1 protein-coding gene is annotated in these 20,364 nt (G+C 45.6%); it reads right to left on the bottom strand.

What is annotated here, in order from left to right; translation table 11 throughout:
• Positions 1-4 precede the first annotated feature (4 nt).
• Complete coding sequence (locus tag L1D22_RS13260) at positions 5-20,344, bottom strand: retention module-containing protein (RefSeq protein ID WP_239830142.1); 20,340 nt, start codon at positions 20,342-20,344, stop codon at positions 5-7.
• Positions 20,345-20,364: the final 20 nt, after the last annotated feature.

Below are 20,364 nucleotides of genomic sequence, written 5' to 3'. Positions count from 1 at the left end.
CGCGTTAACCGTGAGTGATCACATTCTGCTGTACTAATGCATCCAGAATATCCGAAGGCATAGTGCCACTTAAGGTTAACTGAGGAGCAAGGTCTTCAACCACGATCACTTGCTCTGTGGTTCCTATACCATCTGGGTTGATCGTAAGCTCAATATCATTCCCTTCCACTTTCGCGTCAATCTGTTGTAGCAATGCAGTCATGTCTGGAGATGAATTCTTAAGCTCTGGTAAGACTTCGCGCAAATCAATACTGTCCCCTTCAGACAAATCAAAGTCGGTAATCGTATCTTCAACACCATCTTCGATGTTCAACCACACGAACGAATCCATACCATCGCCACCGGTTAGTATATCTGAACCGCCGCCGCCAATGAGAGTGTCGTTACCGTCACCGCCCACGAGCGTATCGTCACCTGCACCACCTTCCAGTCGGTCATTACCTGAACCACCCGTTAAGTCAGTCGCATTAACACCAGCCAGTAACTGAACATCATCGGTTTCCGAAGCTAAGTTAATGTCAACCGCGTTAGACACAATGTTCAAGTTCAGGTCAATCGATGCAGAGGTTGCTGTATCGTTGTTGTCAGTCTCTTCAGAAACCGCCTCAACTTTCAGTGTGTAGTTGCCCGGAGTTTGAGAAAGCCCAACCGCTTGCAAGCTTTCGATTGCATCCGCCGTTGCTACCCAAACACCACCGCCAAGATCCGTCACAGAACCCGCAGCACTGGTGATTTGAGCGCCAGCAGGTACATCACTGATATGCAGCGTTAGCTCTTCTGTAATGTCCGTTAAGGCCGCGATAATCCCAACTAAAGGAATGCCACTCGCACTCACAGACTGACTCGCAGTAATGTTTCTCACGTAGTTAGTCGCACTATCGATAGACAGTGTCGGTGCATTCGCCACTGGCGTCACCGCGATGTTGTAAACCACAGGTGCTGTCTCTATCGCAATACCTGAAGGGTTGCCGCTGTCTTTGGCGACAACTTCTAATCCAATGCTATTGGTTGGAGACAGGCTCGCATCAAGGAAAACACCATTTGGACTGGTTGGCGTATCAATCAACGCATTCAGGTCGCTCAATGTCCCCACTAAGATAACTAAACCCGTATTGTTGCCGTTAACAACAACCGTCGTCACTGCCGGAAGCGATACGTTTAATGTGCCGTAATCCACCGTCAGCGTGACGGTCATCAGATCATCAGAAAATGTATCAACATAATCAGGGTCACTGACATTGATACCACTCAATAACTGACCAGCATCCTCGTCCACAATTGTAGTGACACCGTCACCATTAACAACAGGCGTATCGTTCACTCCATCGATAATCGCGGTGATCTCCGCTGTATCCGTTAGGAAATCATTAGCGCCATTGGTGGTACCATCATCCTCTACGGTATAAGTGAATTTAACGTCGCCGTTATATTCATCCGCAGCGGTAAATACCCAGTATGGACCTGTAATCGTAGCATCATCAGCACCACCCACGTTTTCGAAGCGTTGCAGTGTGCCCTGGCCTTGATCGAGCACCAGATTAGTCACGGTAATCGTGTCATTTTCCGGGTCTGTGGTCGCTGCAATCAAATCCTCTTCCTTGATGATCAACTGACCTTCTTCAAGGATGGTGCCTAGGTCGATATCCGCTGCGACTGGCTTATCATTCACTTCGGTTACTTCAAGACTAATCTCAGCACTGTCAGTTAGGAAATCATCCACGCCATTAGTTGTACCGTCATCAGTAATTGAATAATTGAATTTAACGTCGCCGTTAAAATCGTTGTCTGCTACAAATAGCCAGAATGGTCCGGTAACCGCCGCGTTATCGGTGCCACCTGCATTTTCAAAGCGCGTTAGTTGGCCTTGTCCCTGAGTCAGAGTTACACCGGTTACCGTTAAGTTGTGGTTTTCTGGGTCAGAGCTTGCTGTAATCAAATCACCTTCAACAATGACGATTTGACCATCTTCCGCAATCGAACCTAAATCAACATCAGTTGCCACAGGAGCGTCATTCACTTCTGTTACTTCAAGACTAATTTCAGCACTGTCGGTTAGGAAGTCATCCACGCCATTAGTTGTACCGTCATCAGTAATTGAGTAACTGAATTTAACGTCGCCGTTAAAATCGTTGTCCGCGACAAATAGCCAGAATGGTCCGGTAATCGCTGCATTATCCGCACCACCAGCATTCTCAAAGCGCTGCAGTTGACCTTGGCCTTGAGTTAGGGTGACACCTTTTACGGTCAGGTTATGATTCTCGATGTCGGAACTTGCTGCAATCAAGTCACCTTCCACAATTACTATTTGACCATCTTCAGCAATCGAGCCTAAATCCACATCAGTCGCCACCGGCTTATCATTCACTTCTGTTACTTTAATGGTGAAAGTAGTTTGGTTGGCCTGTGATGTATTCGGATCACCCGCATCAATCAAGCCGTTATTACCGCCGTCGTCGAGCGTTGCATTGATCGTGACTAATCCACCTTGGTTGAGGTAGTTCTGGTCTGGGTCTGGTTTGAACGTCACCGCTCCATTGGTTAATGCGGTATTGATATCGGCTTCTTTACCACTAATCACCAATGAGCCATCAGGCTGCAATACAAACGTCACGTCAGGTGAGCTCGTAAACTCAAACTCGCCCTGCGCACCCGGCAATGTTTGGTCAATTGCTAAGGTGAGTACATACGGTGCATCTGGGTTATCAAAATTAGCGTCTACGTCGTAGATGCTAAAGTTGTCTAATGCAATGCTACCTTCTTCCTTCGTTTCAAGGTTAGTTACGTTAACAAACGTCGGCTGATCGTTGATCGGATCTATCACCAAATCAACATCGAAGCTGGTTGGCGTACCCAAATATTCGGTGTTATCGGCGTCAGTATCCACAGAGCGAACGGTAATCTGCAGCGGGCCATTGATGCCTAATACATTACCCGTATCACTATTGTGTTCACCTGAATTGAATACGATCTTATCAAGTGACTGCGCAGCAACATCCAGTGTCCAGATCTGCGTAACTGGATCGTAACTAGCCAAGGTCGTGCCGTCTGGGTAGTAGATAGAGGCATCTTGAGGCACGCCTGCCACTTCAACTCGAAGTGTTTCTGGCGCATTCTCGGTATAAGTGCTGCTGCCCGTTGCAGATAGCTCTTTATCCAAAATCGTCGCATTGATTTCGATATCAATGTTTTGACCTTCGTTACCTGTCACAGAATCTGTTGGGTTGGTATCAACATCATCGCCCTTTGGTACCACATGCAGCTTAAAGCTAGGCAGATTTGATGCTGCGGTAGGCACACCCAACAAAGATTCTTGAGTAAATACGGCAACACCAAATTCAGCCGTACCGCTGAAGTCTTTAGGCGGTAAAATCGAAATCTCACTCAGGTCGAACGACAACCCTGATGCTTGAGGCAGCTGAACACTCCACTCACCACCGCCATTATTCTTCACCGTGTATGCCGAGCCAGCGTCTGCACGCATTTGGAAGCCATCAGGTACGTCTGTGAACTTAATTGACACAAACTGCTCTGAGCCATCAAGGTCAGTCAATGCAATCGATACAGGACCGGTACCCGACAAAGAAATGAGCTGGTCTTCAGTACCCGTAATCTCGATAACATCAGGGTCACTACCCGGCCCTGTGACGAGAACATCATCCACAACTGGAACCACTTCAAAGTTCACACTTGTAGAGAAGGTATCCGTGTCAGTTGCGTTGCCAACAGGAGACGAGGCGTCATTGTAGGTAGCCGTGTCGGTAATCGTACCGCTAACATTAACTTGTACCTGATTAATATCGTTATCCGTTGGGTAATTTAGTGCAGGGCGGAACAAGACGTTATCGAGAGCACCTGCGCTGATCTGAGCTTCATTAAAGGTCACCGTTGTGCCAAGTAACGTACCCGTTCCATCGTAGAAAGCACCGACGCTCGTATCATCCAAAGTCAGCGTAATAGACGTGAATTTTTCATCACCACCTTCAACCCCACTAACTTGATCAGTAATGGTTGAGCTGAAATCAAGCTGGATATAGGTATCTTCGTAACCGACAGGATCTTGTCCAGCTTGGCCGTCAGTATCAACAGGGTTAAACAAATCATCTAGTGAGCCTGTTACCGTCACATCGATATCAGGGTTGCCTTCAACATCTGGTGCAACTTTGATGACCACATCAGTCACCAAGGTTTTCTCATCACCAGACTGCGTATCTTTGGTCACTATTGTGATTGGTAATCTAAAGTCACCAGAATAGTCGGCAGGTAAATTCAGTAACAAACCCGATGAATCAATGGCTACACCTTGTTTGACTGTCGTCTCGTAAACATATTTCCCATTCACAAAGTCAACATCACTTCTTCCCGAAAGACTAATTGGGAATGATGTAGTGGCATCAATCACTAGCGTACCATCGATGATCACCGTCACTTGATCTGGAGAGTCATCACGTCCGGTAAAGCTTACAATGCCGTTTAGAGCTGCGCCGAGGTCAAGTTGAACATCCTCAACGGCATCGATGACACTGTTTGGTACTAGCGCTATATCTGCAGCGACCTTATCCGCAGCTGTCAAAACTTCTGGGTAAGAAAGCGTCACTTCACCACTGCGCTGCACTTGAACAGAGGACTCATTGTTAGCATCCCCCGGATCCGACACTAGTGTGTAGAGCTCCATCTTAATGACATTGAAGTTACCTACAACGTCGTCAGCATCATTGCCTGGTGTGAAATCTAACCCGTTAGGTGCACTGACACTAAAAGCGACTTCATTGGTTACAATCCAGCGACCACCGCCTTCATACGAAGCACCGGTTACTAACAATTGTCCCAAAATATCATCAGATAACGCACTTCCGTCAGTGTTGGTCAGCTGAACGATCACTTCATCGACTTGCTCTTCAACTGTGCTTAAATCGGTTTCTTGGTATCGAACGACGTATTCGTCTGCGATTGAAGTATTGTCACTATTGGTCGTAAATTTAATAACGCCATTGGCATCAGCCACAATAGTACTTAAATCACCGGTGCCGTCTTCATTAGATACCACAAGTTTATTATTGGCATCTTCCGTCTCAACCACAGGTCGCACTTGAACATCAATAGTACCGTTAATCGTCGCGGTAACGATGCCTTGACCAGGATTGCCAGCGTCGACATATTCATGATCTCGCTCTTCAATCATTACAACAGTATTAAGAGAAAAGTCTATGCTTGAGTCTTGTTCGGGTGTTATCTGAATAAAATTATTGTTCAGCGCGATCTGAGTGAACTCTTCTGGAGTCTGTCCGCTCTTAGGTATGATGGTTAGCTTTCCGGCCACAGCATCGTAGTTCCAAATCACATCACCGTTTACAACCACATTTTCAACATCACTTGGAATACCGCTGATAACGATTGAAGTGAAATGCTCGTCATCATCAATGTAATCTGTACCTTCTGGGTGCCAATCGATGTTGATCGCCGTATCTTCGTCTCCTCGAGTCACAGTATTATAAGTCGCTGAAGTATCAATCCTTGGCTCAACTAAGATGCGAACTTCCTGATCAAAAGAGAGCGTATGACCATCATTCTCAGTCACGATCACTTTACCTTGGATGTGGATATTCTCTGTCGACGAGTCGACAGGTCTGATGCGAATACCTGAGGTTTTGCCCGCCTCTGTAATGTTCGCTTCGTAGATAGGTTTAGATAAATCAGGGCTACCGCCCGGTCCAGTCTCGTAACCAACAAAGTTAAGGTCGATCACCGTACCATCGCCGTCTTCGAGAATCACGCCATCTGGAATACCGGATAGAATAACGGTTATAGACTCCGAGCCATCGTCAGCTAATGGCGTAGTACCAGTATCAGGTTTTCTTTCTCCAGACAACACTGTGAAGTCCAGCAGAGCAAACCTATCGCCATTTTGACTCTCTTCAATAGTCGTTTGGACACCACTCGTCGTACCGTCATCAAACGTTATCCAATCCGTACCGTTGGTACCGCCGTAAGGAATATCTGCAACACCTTTAACTTCGACGTTAACCGTTTTAGTACCCAGTATTTCTACATCGACTTGTTGTGGATTGGTTGATAGGTCCGCGGTGTCTTTAACCACACCGGTTACATCAAAGGTAAAATCCACATTGCTATGTTCAGTCGGTGTCACTTCAATTTTCGCTAAGTCAGCATAAGCAACTTCTTGATAAACAATACCGTTAACAGTCACAGTGTCGATGGTTACATTGCTATCAGTACTGCTAAGCACAGCGCCTTCGGTAATATTACTGATACGAACAAACAGTTCTTCAGAACCATCGGTATCCACTGAGCCTGTCATGGTAATGACTTCGTCTAACGTGAATGCATCTTTGTTGTCCAAAGGACCAATGTAATCAGGGTCATCGATGTTGTCTTCGTTGATCTTAATTCGGCTCACGCTGAATTTGCCCGGGTCGGCGTCAGCAGTCACATCAATGATAATGTTTTGTTTTACAGAGCGAGCAGTCGTTTTATCTACCCCACCGTTAGCTGAATCATCGTATGGGTTAAGCGTTTCTTCCGTAATTGCGGTTGCTTTGAACTCAATTTGCCCAGAGAAGTTATCGATTGGATTAACCACGGTGCTATTGATATCTGCGGCAGCAATCGTGTAGAAACCATTGACCGGCGTTAACACATTACCATTTTGATCCAACAGCTCAAACTTCCCGTCACCTTGAACTGCTTCTAGCTCATAGGTAATCGTCTCAGTATTACTGTTATCTTGAGACTCTGCATTCAGCTGAAGCGTCACATTGTCTTCATCCTCATTCACTTGATATTGATACGTGCTATTCGCATCATCCCAAGTGGCAATATCCACTACCGCTTCAATCTCAATTCTGAAGTTTGAATTAACGGTGTGGTCTGTACTGCCATTTTTCTCAATTTCAAGTTCATAACGAACTCGCCCACCAGTTTCATCCGAACTAGCGTGTTGGTCCGGAACAAAGAACAAGTTGTCTATCGTCGCGATAGTTTGTCTCGGTTCATTCGGATTAGGAGCAAAGCTTTGTTCGAGTTGAGGAGGACCAAATATAATGCTCCCATTTGGCTCAGGCACTAATTCAATGTACTGAGAGCTAGTACCATCCAAGTAATAAAAAGTACCTTGGTGATTGTCACCTCCGTTCGGGCTTTTTATTGTCAACTGCCCAATAGATTCAGCGTTATCTTGGTCATACAGACTCACTTGCAGCGCAACTTGCGCTGGTGCATCAGGCAAATCAATCTGGTTATCTTGAACATTCTCAAAAGTCGGCTCTTCGCCTGTTGCGTAAGGTATGGTTGAGTCTCTACCCGCATCCTCGAAGGTCGTCACTTTCAGCGCGATTCTTGTAGAGTCCCTATCAGTAATCGAAATATCTAACGGAGTTTCAGAGGTGTCTAAATCTCCATCCGTCGCAATCACATTAATAGAGAAGTCGATGGTGTCATCACCGTCATGATCTAGATAGCCGTTGGCTCTAAATTCCACTTCACCATTTGAGTTGATGCGCAGTCGACCAAGCTCACGAGTATCTGCACCACCATTCGTCTGCTCGTAGACTCGAATCTGTTGGCTGCCACTGTTTAAATCAAAACTGCTACTGTACGGTCCATTGTTCCCGCTACGGAAAACAATATCTGCACCATTATTTGAGATGCCCTCAATTCGACTCAGTACCGCGCCATCAGCCCCCACATCTGTTGCATTGGCAAACATGTCGACTTTGGAGTTGCCATAGCCCTGACCTTCAAGACGAGTAATCGATTGAGTTGTCACTAACGGAACATCATCCGTCACTGTGATTGTCAGATCAATCGCGTTTGATTGGTCTTGGTCAAAGTCTTCAGCCACAACGGAGAAATCAAGTTCGATGTTGTTTTCATCGGCACCATCAGGGTGTTTAAGAGGTTTAAACAATTCAAACTGATAGCTGTTATCCGAGGTATCGAAAGTAATCTCAAACACAGCTTCATTGCTAGTCACCGTTTGAGCAGTATAGGTAAATGTTGTGCCTACCTGTGAGACAGCTAGCCACTCTAAGCTTTCTCCATCAGAGGTTAAGCCCGTCAGAACCAAATCTTCATCAACCAGTTCATACTTCACAACGCCATCGGCGCCTTCATCGACAGTGAACAATCCATTAATAATGGTGTCTTCCGTCTGATCCGACCCAATACCTGTAAGATCGTCTTCATCAACAACCGTTTCACCGGTCGGAGCGGTCATCACAGGCACATCATCTAGCACCTCGATTGGCAATACATATTGGTTAGAATCATCGCCATCACTATCAACAGCCACTACATCAAAGGAGATAGGCAGCTTATTTCTCGCCTCTGAGCTAGGCTCATGGTCTAGAGGACCAAGCAAGGTAAAGGTGTATGACCCATCGTTACCCAAAGCAAGAGTAAAAATCGGTGTTCCACTCGTGGTGGTTCCTTGATAGGTGGTTGTGTTCGCAGCCCCGGTAATTTCGGTGATCTTAATACCTTCACTGCCCGACGATAGCGTCGCTTCCAGTGTTGAGATATTACGCAGCTCGTAAACCTCAACTTGGTCTGCGCCTTCTGTGGTAACAAACGAACCCGTTGCTTGTGCCAGAGTGCCTAAATCATCTTCATCAACCACAAACGTACTTGCAACAGTCGTATCAGTAATGGTTGGCACATCATCAGTAATAGTCACCGTTAGCGGTTTCATTGCTGAATCAGTATTGTCTTTGTCGACAGCGATAACAGGCAAGGTGAAAACTTGATCGTTATTCCCCTGAACTGGCAGGTGATCTAACTCTTCCAACAAGGTGAATGTGTACTCTCCTAGAACCACACTACTAAAAGTGATGGTGAAGATATCCGTTTGGACACCGCCGCTTTCAACGTAACCAATATAATTATCGCTGTTCAGAGGATCTTCTTTTAGCTGAACCACCAAACCATCCGCTTTCAGATCGCCAGATGTGTTGAACTGAGTAGTATCAATACGGAAGTGGCTCACATCATCACTTCCTGCTGTGAAAGTAATGGTTTCAGTTTGGCTTACAGGTAAGCCCGGTGAAGAACCGTCGATCAGATTCGCTTCCTCCAATGCAACCGTTGGTACTGTGTCTATTACTGGTGGAGCACCGTCTGAAATAGTCAGCGTCACTGTTGAAGTGACAATGTCGCCATCTTTATCTTCCGATGTCACCGTAATGGTTTTAACGATGTCACCACCAGAATGATCAAGGTTGCGTTTAGGCTCAAAGCGTACATCGCCTTCAAGCGTGATAAACAACGAACCTTCTGTAAATACGAACTCTTGCTCACCAGTATTGGTTTGCACCAGAGATTCTTCAGGCTTACTACCATAAGTGAATTTGGTTATGGTGGCGCCATCAGCACTTTGCGCAGGCATCACATCAAAGACTGTTGTAGTCGGTGTTCCCGTGGTTGGCTCTGTGATGTTGAGCGCACCTGACTGCATCAGTTGGACATCATCAGTAATCGTGACAGTAAGCGGTTTAAACGCAGAAATATCACCATCGGTATCTTCTGCATAAACAGAAAGATCAAAGCTCAGATCGTTATTTCCCAAGCCATCAACATGGTCTAAACGTTCAAGCAGAGTAAACGTATATTGGCTCGGATTCGTGTCATCAAAGTCTAGAGTGAAGATAACTTTCTCAACACCCGAACCATCCGTCGTGAATGCGATGTAGTCGCCAGAGTTTGCAGGGTCTTCGCGCAAACTCAATTCAAGGCCATCCGACTTCAACGCGCCGTTGGTATTGAACAGCCCTAATTCCACCACTATTTCAGCAATATCATCACTGCTAGCAAGTGAAGTAATGGTTTGAGTCATACTCACAGGGTTTACGCTAGGCGTAGAGCCATCCGCAAGTAAGCTTTCTGACAATGCCACACCCGGCACAACGTCTATTGTTGGTCCATCACCATCAACAATGGTGAGAGTGACTTTTGATGAGAAGATGTCGTTATCAAAGTCTGAAGAGGTGAACACAATCGATTTAACAATGTCGCCCGCAGAGTGATCAAGGTTTCGGTTTGGCTCAAACCTCACATCACCATCTAATGTCACAAACAGTGAACCTTCAGTGAAAACAAACTCTTGCTCACCGCTAATGCTTTGATTCAGAGTAATTGCAGAACCACCATCGTACGTAAACTGCGTAATGGTCGCACCGTCTGCACTTGGTATTGGCATCACATCAACGGTAGCCGTTGTTGGCGTACCAGTATTAGGCTCAGTAATGGTTAAGAAGCCATCTTGCATTTGCTGTAGGTCATCTTCTATCGTAACCACCACATCGCGTTTCGTTGATTCAGAATCATCTGTATCAACGGCATAGATAGGCAAACGGAACGTGAGATCGTTGTAAAGCACGCCATCAAGATGATCGAGAGCCTCGATTAAGGTAAATGTAAACTGAGCTTTGTTTACACTATCAAAGCTAATGGTAAATACATCGGTAACGTTACCCATACCATCATCGGTATAACCAATGTAGTCACCAGCAGAAGAAGGATCTTCTTTTAGTTGAACAACAAGACCACTTGATTTCAACAGATCACCAGGGTTGAATTCGCTGGTCGCAATTCTAAAGTGACTAAAATCATCACTTCCTTCTGTATACGTAATTATGTGAGTCGAACTGACCGGAGAACCAGTTGGTGTCGAGCCATCCGTTAGGTTAACTTCCGATAAGTTAACATTTGGAACCACGTCAATTACTGGATCGATACCGTCTCTGATCGTCAAAGTGACATCTGCAGTATCTGTATCGTTATCAAAATCACTGGTGGTAACGACAATCGTTCTTACGATATCGCCAGATGAATGGTCTAGATCTCGGCTCGGCTCAAAACGAACTTCCCCTTCAATAGTGATGTACAGCAAGCCATCGGTTACGGTAAACACCTGCTCTGTCGATACATTCGGATCCAAGGTGACAGCAGTACCACCATCGTAAATAAATTGGGTGACCTTTGCGCCATCAGCACTTTGAGTCGGCATAACATCAATAGTTGGCGTAGTTGGTGTGCCTGCCACGAGATCAGCCAGTGAAGGCTCAACAATATTCAATGACCCATCTTGTACACCTTGTACATCATCGGTAATGGTCACTGTCATTGGTGACATCGCAGACTCATCACCATCGGTATCCACAGCTATCACAGGTACATCGAAGTTTAAGGTGTTGTTCTGCAAGCCATCCACATGGTCTATCGCTTCAAGCAGCGTAAACGTGTATTGCCCTAAATTGGTGGTTGAGAAACTGATCGTGAAAACGTTGGTTTCTACGTTAGAACCGTCTTTAACGAAGCCAATATAATTACCAGAATTAGCTGGTTGCTCTTTTATCTCGACATCTAAACCGTTTGATTTCAAAGCTCCTGAAGTATTGAACTGCGTAGGGTCAATTCTGAAATGACTGACGTCGTCACTACCTACGGTATAGGTAATGGTTTGTGTCATCGTTACTGAATTACCCGTTGGCGCAGAGCCATCAGCCAGATCCACTTCAGATAACGTAATTCCAGGAACAAGGTCGATTGTAGGAGGGTCACCATCAACAATCTTCAGTGTCACTGTCGATGTAACAATATCGCCATCGAGATCAACAGACGTCACCTCAATAGATTTGGTAATATCACCGCCTGCATGGTTTTGATTACGCACAGGTTCGAAACGTATCTCACCTTCCGTCGTAATGAATACCGAGCCTTCCGTGAATACAAACTCTTGTTCACCATTCACATTCAAATCAAGACTTTCTGCAGTGTTACCGTCAAAAACAAATGAAGTGACTTTGGCTCCATCGGCGCTTTGGTTTGGCATCACATCAAGGGTATTTGATGTTTCAACACTTGATGCCGGCTCACGACTGGTGATTGTGCCGTCTTGCATCAATTGCACATCATCACCAATGGTTACGCCAAGCTGAGAAACTAACGAGTCATCGCCATCACTATCAACTGCATACACAGGTAGATTAAAGCTTAAATCGTTGTTGCCACGCGCATCTTGATGATCCAGAGCTTCGATTAAAGTAAATGTGTATTCACCTAAGGTTCCGGAGTTAAAGTCCAACGTAAATACTGTCGTCTCCACGTTAGACGAACTGGTAGTAAATCCGATGTACTGACCAGAACCTTGAGGATCTTCACGCAGTTCGACCGCTAAACCATTCGATTTAAGTGCATCGTTAGTATTGAACTCGGTTGGTTCTAAACGGAAGCGAACCACATCATCACTTTGGTTGGTGAAAGTAATCGTCTCCGTTTGACTAACCGCACTGCCACTTGGCGCAGAACCATCCGCTAAATTTGTTTCTGAGAGCGTAACGCTTGGCACTGCATCGATGGTTGGAATATCACCATCGGTAATGGTCAGCGTAATGGTTGAAGTCACCGGATCATTATCGAAATCACTTGAAGTCACCACAATCGACTTCACGATATCTTCACTCACTGAGTGGTCTAGGTCGCGGTTCGGCTCAAAGCGTACTTCCCCTTCAAGAGTGATAAACAGCTCACCTTCTGTGAAACTGAACTGCTGCTCGCCTGAAATGCTTTGATCCAGTGTGTTTACGACGCCGTCATAAGTAAACTGAGTGATCGTCGCACCATCGGCACTCTGATTTGGCATCACATCAATGGTGTTGGTTGTGATTGTTCCGTCTGCAAGATTTGGTTCAACAATATCTAACGTACCGTCTTGCATCATTTGGACATCATCACCAATGGTCACGTTAAGTTGAGATACCAGAGAATCATCACCATCACTGTCTACCGCATAAACAGGCAGTTCAAAGCTCAGATCGTTATTATCTAAACCATCCACATGGTCTAACGTTTCAAGCAGAGTAAAGGTGTACTCACCTAGTGTGGTCGTAGAGAAGCCAATAGTGAAGACAGGAACTTCAGTATTCGAGCCATCAATAATAAAACCGATATAAGTGCCCGGGTTAGCAGAGTCTTCTTTTATCTCAACTGCAAATCCGTTCGATTTTAGTGCTCCACCGGCATTGAACTCGGTTGGTTCAATTCGGAAACTCACTACATCATCACTTTGGTTCGTGAAAGTAATAGTCTCAGTCTGACTTACTGCACTGCCGCTTGGTAAAGACCCATCAACGAGATTGGTTTCTGAAAGCGTAACGCTTGGCACCGCATCAATGGTTGGGATATCACCATCAGTAATAGTCAGAGTGACCGTTGACGTCACCACATCGTTATCTAAATCGCTTGAAGTCACCACAATCGACTTCACGATGTCTTCGCTAAGCGTGTGGTCTAGATTACGGTTTGGTTCGAAGCGCACGTCACCTTGAAGAGTGATGAACAACTCACCTTCTGTGAAGCTAAATTGCTGCTCACCATTGTCATTTTGATCCAGAGTTCGAACTTGACCGTCATACGTAAACTGGGTGATTTTCGCGCCATCGGCACTTTGTTCTGGCATCACATCAATGGTATTCGTTGTGATTGTGCCGTCTGCAAGGTTTGGCTCAGTGATATCTAACGTACCACCTTGCATGATTTGAACATCATCACCAATGGTCACATTCAGTTGAGACACCAGTGAATCATCACCATCGCTATCAACCGCGTAAACAGGAAGGTCAAAAGTCAGATCATTCTTCGCTAAGCCATCTACATGATCCAACGCTTCAAGCAAGGTGAAGGTGTATTGACCTAAATTGGTATCCGAGAAGCTAATCGTAAACACGTTAGTTTCAACATTCGGAGCGGTTGTCACAAAACCGATGTAGCCACCCGGAGTGGTTGGGTCGGCTTTCAACTCAACCGCCAATCCGTTTGATGTGAGAGCACCACCAATATTGAACTCCGTCGGTTCAATACGGAAACTTGTCACATCATCACTTTGGTTAGTAAAGGTAATGGTTTGAGTGGAACTTACCGCACTTGCATTCGGAGCAGATCCGTCACTCAGATTCGTTTCTGACAGCGTAACGCTTGGCACAGTGTCAATCGTTGGGATATCGCCATCGGTAATGGTTAGCGTTACCGTTGAAGACACAAGATCGCTATCAGAATCACTCGATGTTACGACTATCGACTTAACGATATCGCCACCAGTATGATCGAGGTTACGACTTGGTTCGAAACGAATATCGCCTTGTAGAGTGATATACAAAGACCCGTCAGCAACCACAAACTTTTGCTCACCCGTGTCATTTTGGTCAAGCGTCAATACCGCCCCACCATCGTAAGTGAACTGAGTAATGGTCGTGCCATCAGCTCCTTCTTCATCAAGGACATTAACGATTGGCGTAGTCGGCGTACCTGCTGCCAAATCTGCAACCGTTGGCTCTTCAATAGTGAGAGAGTCATTAACCATCACTTGAATATCATCAGTAATAGTTACAGCCAGTGGCGACATCACAGAGTCATCACCATCGCTATCAACCGCGTAAACTGGCAAGTTAAATGTTAGGTCGTTGTTGCCTTGAATTGGTGTGTGGTCAATCGCTTCCAGAAGCGTGAAGGTGTACTCACCCAAAGTGGTACTGCTGAAATCGAGTGTAAACACTGTGGTTTCGACATTCGAAATATCAGTCGTGAAACCAATGTAATTGCCTGAACCTGTTGGTTCTTCTCGAATCTCAATGATTAAACCATCGGACTTGAGCGCGTTGTTGGTATTAAATTCACTTGGCTCTAAACGGAATTTCTCAACATCATCACTTTGGTTGGTGAAAGTAATCGTCTCCGTTTGACTAACCGCACTGCCACTTGGCGCAGAACCATCCGCTAAATTTGTTTCTGAGAGCGTAACGCTTGGCACTGCATCGATGGTTGGAATATCACCATCGGTAATGGTCAGCGTAATGGTTGAAGTCACCGGATCATTATCGAAATCACTTGAAGTCACCACAATCGACTTCACGATGTCTTCGCTCACTGAGTGGTCTAGATCGCGATTAGGTTCAAAGCGTACTTCACCTTCAAGGGTGATATACAGTTCGCCTTCTGTGAAGCTGAACTGCTGTTCGCCTGAAATACTTTGATCCAGTGTGTTTACGGCACCATCATAAGTGAACTGAGTGATCGTCGCGCCATCGGCACTTTGGTTTGGCATCACATCAATGGTATTGGTTGTGATTGTTCCATCAGCCAGATTTGGCTCGGTGATATCTAACGTACCGTCCTGCATGATCTGAACATCATCACCGATGGTCACATTAAGCTGGGATACCAGTGAATCGTCACCGTCCGTATCAACAGCATAAACAGGCAGGTCGAAGCTAAGATCGTTGTTATCTAAACCATCCGCATGGTCTAACGCTTCAAGTAAGGTAAAGGTGTATTCGCCTAACGTACTCGTAGAGAAACTAATGTTGAACACTGGAACTTCAGCGTTCGAACCATCGGTAATAAAACCGATGTAAGTACCGGGATTAGCAGAGTCTTCTTTTATCTCGACCGCAGCTCCGTTCGATTTTAGTGCTCCACCGACATTGAACTCGGTTGGCTCAATGCGGAAGTTTGCTACATCATCACTTTGATTAGTGAAAGTAATCGTCTCAGTTTGGCTTACTGCACTGCCGCTAGGCGCAGAGCCGTCACTTAAGTTAGTTTCCGAAAGTGTAACGCTTGGCACTGCATCAATGGTTGGGATATCACCATCGGTAATGGTCAGCGTCACTGTGGAGGTCAGTACGTCATTGTCTGAATCGCTTGAGGTCACCACTATCGATTTGACGATGTCTTCGTTAACCGTGTGGTCTAGATTACGGTTTGGCTCAAAGCGCACGTCACCTTGAAGAGTGATGAACAACTCACCTTCTGAGAAGCTAAATTGCTGCTCACCATTGTCAGTTTGATCCAGCGTTCGAACTTGCCCGTCATAAGTAAACTGAGTGATCGTCGCGCCATCGGCACTTTGCTCTGGCATCACATCAATGGTGTTGGTTGTCACTGTGCCATCTGCAAGATTTGGCTCAGTGATATCTAACGTACCACCTTGCATGATTTGGACATCATCACCAATGGTTACGTTTAATTGAGACACCAACGAGTCATCGCCATCGCTATCGACCGCATAAACCGGTAAGTCGAAACTCAAATTATTATTTGCGAGGCCATCAACATGGTCTAGTGCTTCAAGTAAGGTGAAGGTGTATTGGCCTAAGTTGGTGTCCGAGAAACTAATCGTGAATACGTTGGTTTCAACATTCGAACCATCCGTAACAAAACCGATGTAACCGCCCGGTGTGGTTGGATCGACTTTCAGTTCGACTGCTAATCCATTTGATGTCAAAGCGCCACCAACATTGAACTCAGTCGGTTCAATACGGAAGCTGGTCACATCATCACTTTGAGTGGTGTAAGTAATGGTTTGAGTTGAGCTAACCGCGCTGCCACTTGGTGCAGAGCCATCACTCAGATTGGTTTCCGACAAGTTCACAGTTGGCACATTATCAATGGTCGGGATATCACCATCGGTAATGGTCAGCGTCACAGTTGAAGTCAGTACGTCATTGTCTGAATCGCTTGAGGTCACCACAATCGACTTCACGATGTCTTCGCTGAGTGTGTGGTCTAAATTACGGTTGGGCTCAAAGCGAACTTCACCTTGAAGCGTGATGAATAACTCACCTTCCGTAAAGCTAAACTGTTGTTCGCCATTATCATTTTGATCAAGCGTTCGAAGCTGACCATCATAAGTGAATTGCGTCACCGTTGCGCCATCAGCACTCTGATTTGGCATCACATCAACAGTACCAGTTGTCACGGTACCATCTGCAAGGTTTGGCTCGACGATATCTAACATACTATCTTGCATGATTTGAACATCATCGCCGATAGTGATGTTTAACGGCGACATCACTGAATCATCACCGTCACTGTCTACCGCATAAACAGGCAGATCAAAGCTGAGGCCGTTGTTGCCACGGGCATCTTGGTGATCTAAAGCTTCGATGAGTGTGAATGTGTACTCACCCAATGAACTAGCATTAAAACTCAATGTGAATACTTGAGTTTCTACGTTTGTCGCACTGGTCGTAAAACCAATATAATTACCCGACCCTGCCGGATCTTCACGTAACTCAACGGCTAAACCGTTCGATTTAAGATCGTCGTTAGTATTGAACTCCGATGGCTCAATACGGAAACGAACCACGTCATCACTTTGATTGGTGAACGAGATGGTTTGAGTCGAGCTTACCGCGCTGCCACTTGGCGCAGAGCCATCGCTCAGATTCGTTTCAGAAAGAGTAACGCTTGGAATAACGTCAATCGTAGGGTTATCACCATCGGTAATGGTCAGCGTTACGGTAGAAGTCAGAGAGTCATTATCGAAGTCACTTGAAGTGACCACAATCGACTTCACGATGTCTTCACTCACCGAGTGGTCTAAGTTTCGGTTCGGCTCAAAGCGTACTTCACCTTCAAGGGTGATAAACAGTTCGCCTTCTGTAAAGCTGAATTGCTGTTCACCAGTGTCATTTTGGTCAAGCGTTCGTAGCTGACCATCATAAGTGAACTGAGTGATCGTCGCGCCATCAGCACTTTGATTTGGCATCACATCAATGGTGTTGGTTGTCACCGTACCGTCGGCCAGATTTGGCTCGATGATATCTAACGTACCGTCTTGCATGATTTGGACATCATCACCGATGGTCACGTTAAGTTGAGACACCAATGAATCATCGCCGTCCGTATCGACCGCATAAACAGGCAGATCGAAGCTCAGGTCGTTGTTATCTAAACCATCCACATGGTCTAGCGCTTCAAGCAGAGTAAAGGTGTATTCGCCTAGTGTGGTAACCGAGAAACTAATGGTGAACACTGGAACTTCAGCGTTCGAGCCATCAGTAATAAAACCGATATAAGTTCCCGGATTAACCGAGTCTTCTTTTATCTCAACCACAAAGCCATTGGACGTCAGAGCTCCACCTACATTGAACTCAGTTGGTTCAATACGGAAACTCGCCACATCATCACTGCCTGCAGTAAAGGTAATCGTTTCAGTTGCACTCACTGCACTTCCGCTTGGTGCAGAACCATCGGCAAGATCTGTTTCAGATAAAGTAACAGGTGGAACCAAATCTATAATTGGGTTCTGACCATCGGTAATACTCAGCTCAAGTGTTGAGGTATCAGTATCTCCATCACCATCTTCAGCTAAAAATGAGAACTGTTTTACTATCGTTTCACTGCTTGAGTGGTTGATATCACGAGCGACTTCAAAACTGAAATCACCGTTTAATGAGATAGTGACGACACCCTCAGTAAAACTGAAAGTCTGGGGAGCATCGAGGAGCAAGCTTTGATCGAGCGAGTAATCAACACCATCATAGTTAAACGATTGAATTGTTGAGCCATCTGCGCCTTCGAAATTGAACAGGTTATACGAAACAATAGTATCGCCCGCTAAAGTTGGCTCCGTGACTGACTCAACCTTATCAACGAGCTCAACAACATCATCTGTGACATTGACGAGAATCTCAGCGGCTTCTGGTGTACTCGAACCGCCAGATAGTGCAGAACGGTCTCCATCCGCATCAACGGCATAAATAGGCAGAGCAAAGGTCAACAACGCGTCTTCAGCACCTTGGTGAGAAAGCTCTTCGTACAGAGTGAATTCATAGTTCCCCAATGACGGACTATCAACTTTAACGTCAAAAACCGTAATTCGAGAACCATTGACCTCAACATAGCCTTCGTAAGTTCTTACACCGTTAGTTTCATCAATAAGCTCAAGCAATACGGCTTCGCCATTAGACGTTAAAGAACCACCAGTATTAAACTCCGTAGGTTCGAGCTCGTAATGATCGATGATGTCACTTTCAAAAATATCGGCAGTGATGCTTCCGCTACCTGCTACGGGCGCGGTTCCCTCTTGAGACCCACCAACAATACCAGCTTCATCAACATCAATACTGTCAACATTGGTCACAACCGGGCTATCGCCATCAGTAATCTCAATGTTAATGGTATTAGTTACAACATCTTGGTCAAAGTCCGTAACCGTGATCGGCAGCGAAAAAGAGAGTGAGTCAGTGCCGATCTGTTCGATCGGATTAAACTGCTCAAATTTATAAGTGCCATCGGTATCAAGTGAGATAGTGAGAACCACCTCGCCACGACCTTGAATAGCCAGAGTGATAGTCGTTCCATCATCAGAAAGTCTGGCAAGCGTGTTTTGATTATCACTGAGTACGCCATCAAACTGTTCTAATGCACTTGCATCAAAGACTGCTGATTGAAGGTTGTCACTTCCGATATTGGAGAACGTGCCTTCGATTGCTGCACTGCTCGTTTCAACGTTACTGATATTCACACTTTCAGCAGACGGATCTACCCCGTCAAATACGGTAACTTGCGTGTTGATAGGTGTTGCTAATGGGTTTCCAGCGGTGTCTTCGCCTTGAATATCGAAGGTAATATCTATTTGATCGCCAGTATAGGAAACCTGGCTACCACCGACAGACGCTACATGATCAATCGGCTGAAAAATCGTTGTGATTAAAGAAAGCTCAATGTTATTTCCAACACTGACGGCATTAATGTCGATGCTTAAAACTGTATCGGAACCTTGGACACCAATAATAGAGTTGTTTGTAGCGTCATAAGTGAAGGTGACAGGCTGACCACTTGATGTTATGTCACTGTTTAGCTCACTGAGTAATGAGGCGAGGGATAAAGCCTCTGGAGCAAAAGAATCTGGAGCGAGTGCTAAACTACCAGCAATAATGGTTTCTGTCGTCGTGATAGATTGAGGATAAGTATTATCGGATATTGAGCCTTCAGTAAGAGCTTCACTGATTGACTGACCGCCTGATGAACGAGTGATCGACCTGAACTCTTCTCTGTCTTCATCAACGGTTTGTTGTTCTAGAGCAGCAGTTTCGAAAAATGTAGAGGGATGGGTTTCTGTGTAGTTATAGTCTATCGTCACAAAGCCAGCGTTTGCAGAACCTTGTCCGCCACCAGCCGCTGTTGCTTCTAAGATTTGAGTCGGATCGGCACCACCTAAAATGGCATCTTGGATAGCAGCAAGGTCGTCTTCGGTGAAGGTTTCTGCATCTGCTTGCTGTAAGTTAAAATTAACCTCACCAGCCACTGGGGCGTCTACCCAAGCTGCATTTTCATCAACACAACCGACACAATTCTCTGCAACCGGAATCGAATCATTCTGAACGCCTAATACAAGTTCTGACTTGTTGGCCGTAATCACGATCTCATTTTCACGGATGGTATCGCCAACTGAAATTTTTCTTGCACTGCCGTCTGGCTTAACTACGACGACATCTCCACTAGCTGCTTCAACTACCGCAACCTGGCGCGAAACTTCGATATCCATATATCCCCCGTTGTCACAAA

Source organism: Vibrio sp. Isolate34, assembly GCF_022397915.1.
Classification (GTDB): domain Bacteria; phylum Pseudomonadota; class Gammaproteobacteria; order Enterobacterales; family Vibrionaceae; genus Vibrio.
Note: the sequence above shows the minus strand (reverse complement) of the source record. Positions and strands in the feature narration are given on the sequence as shown.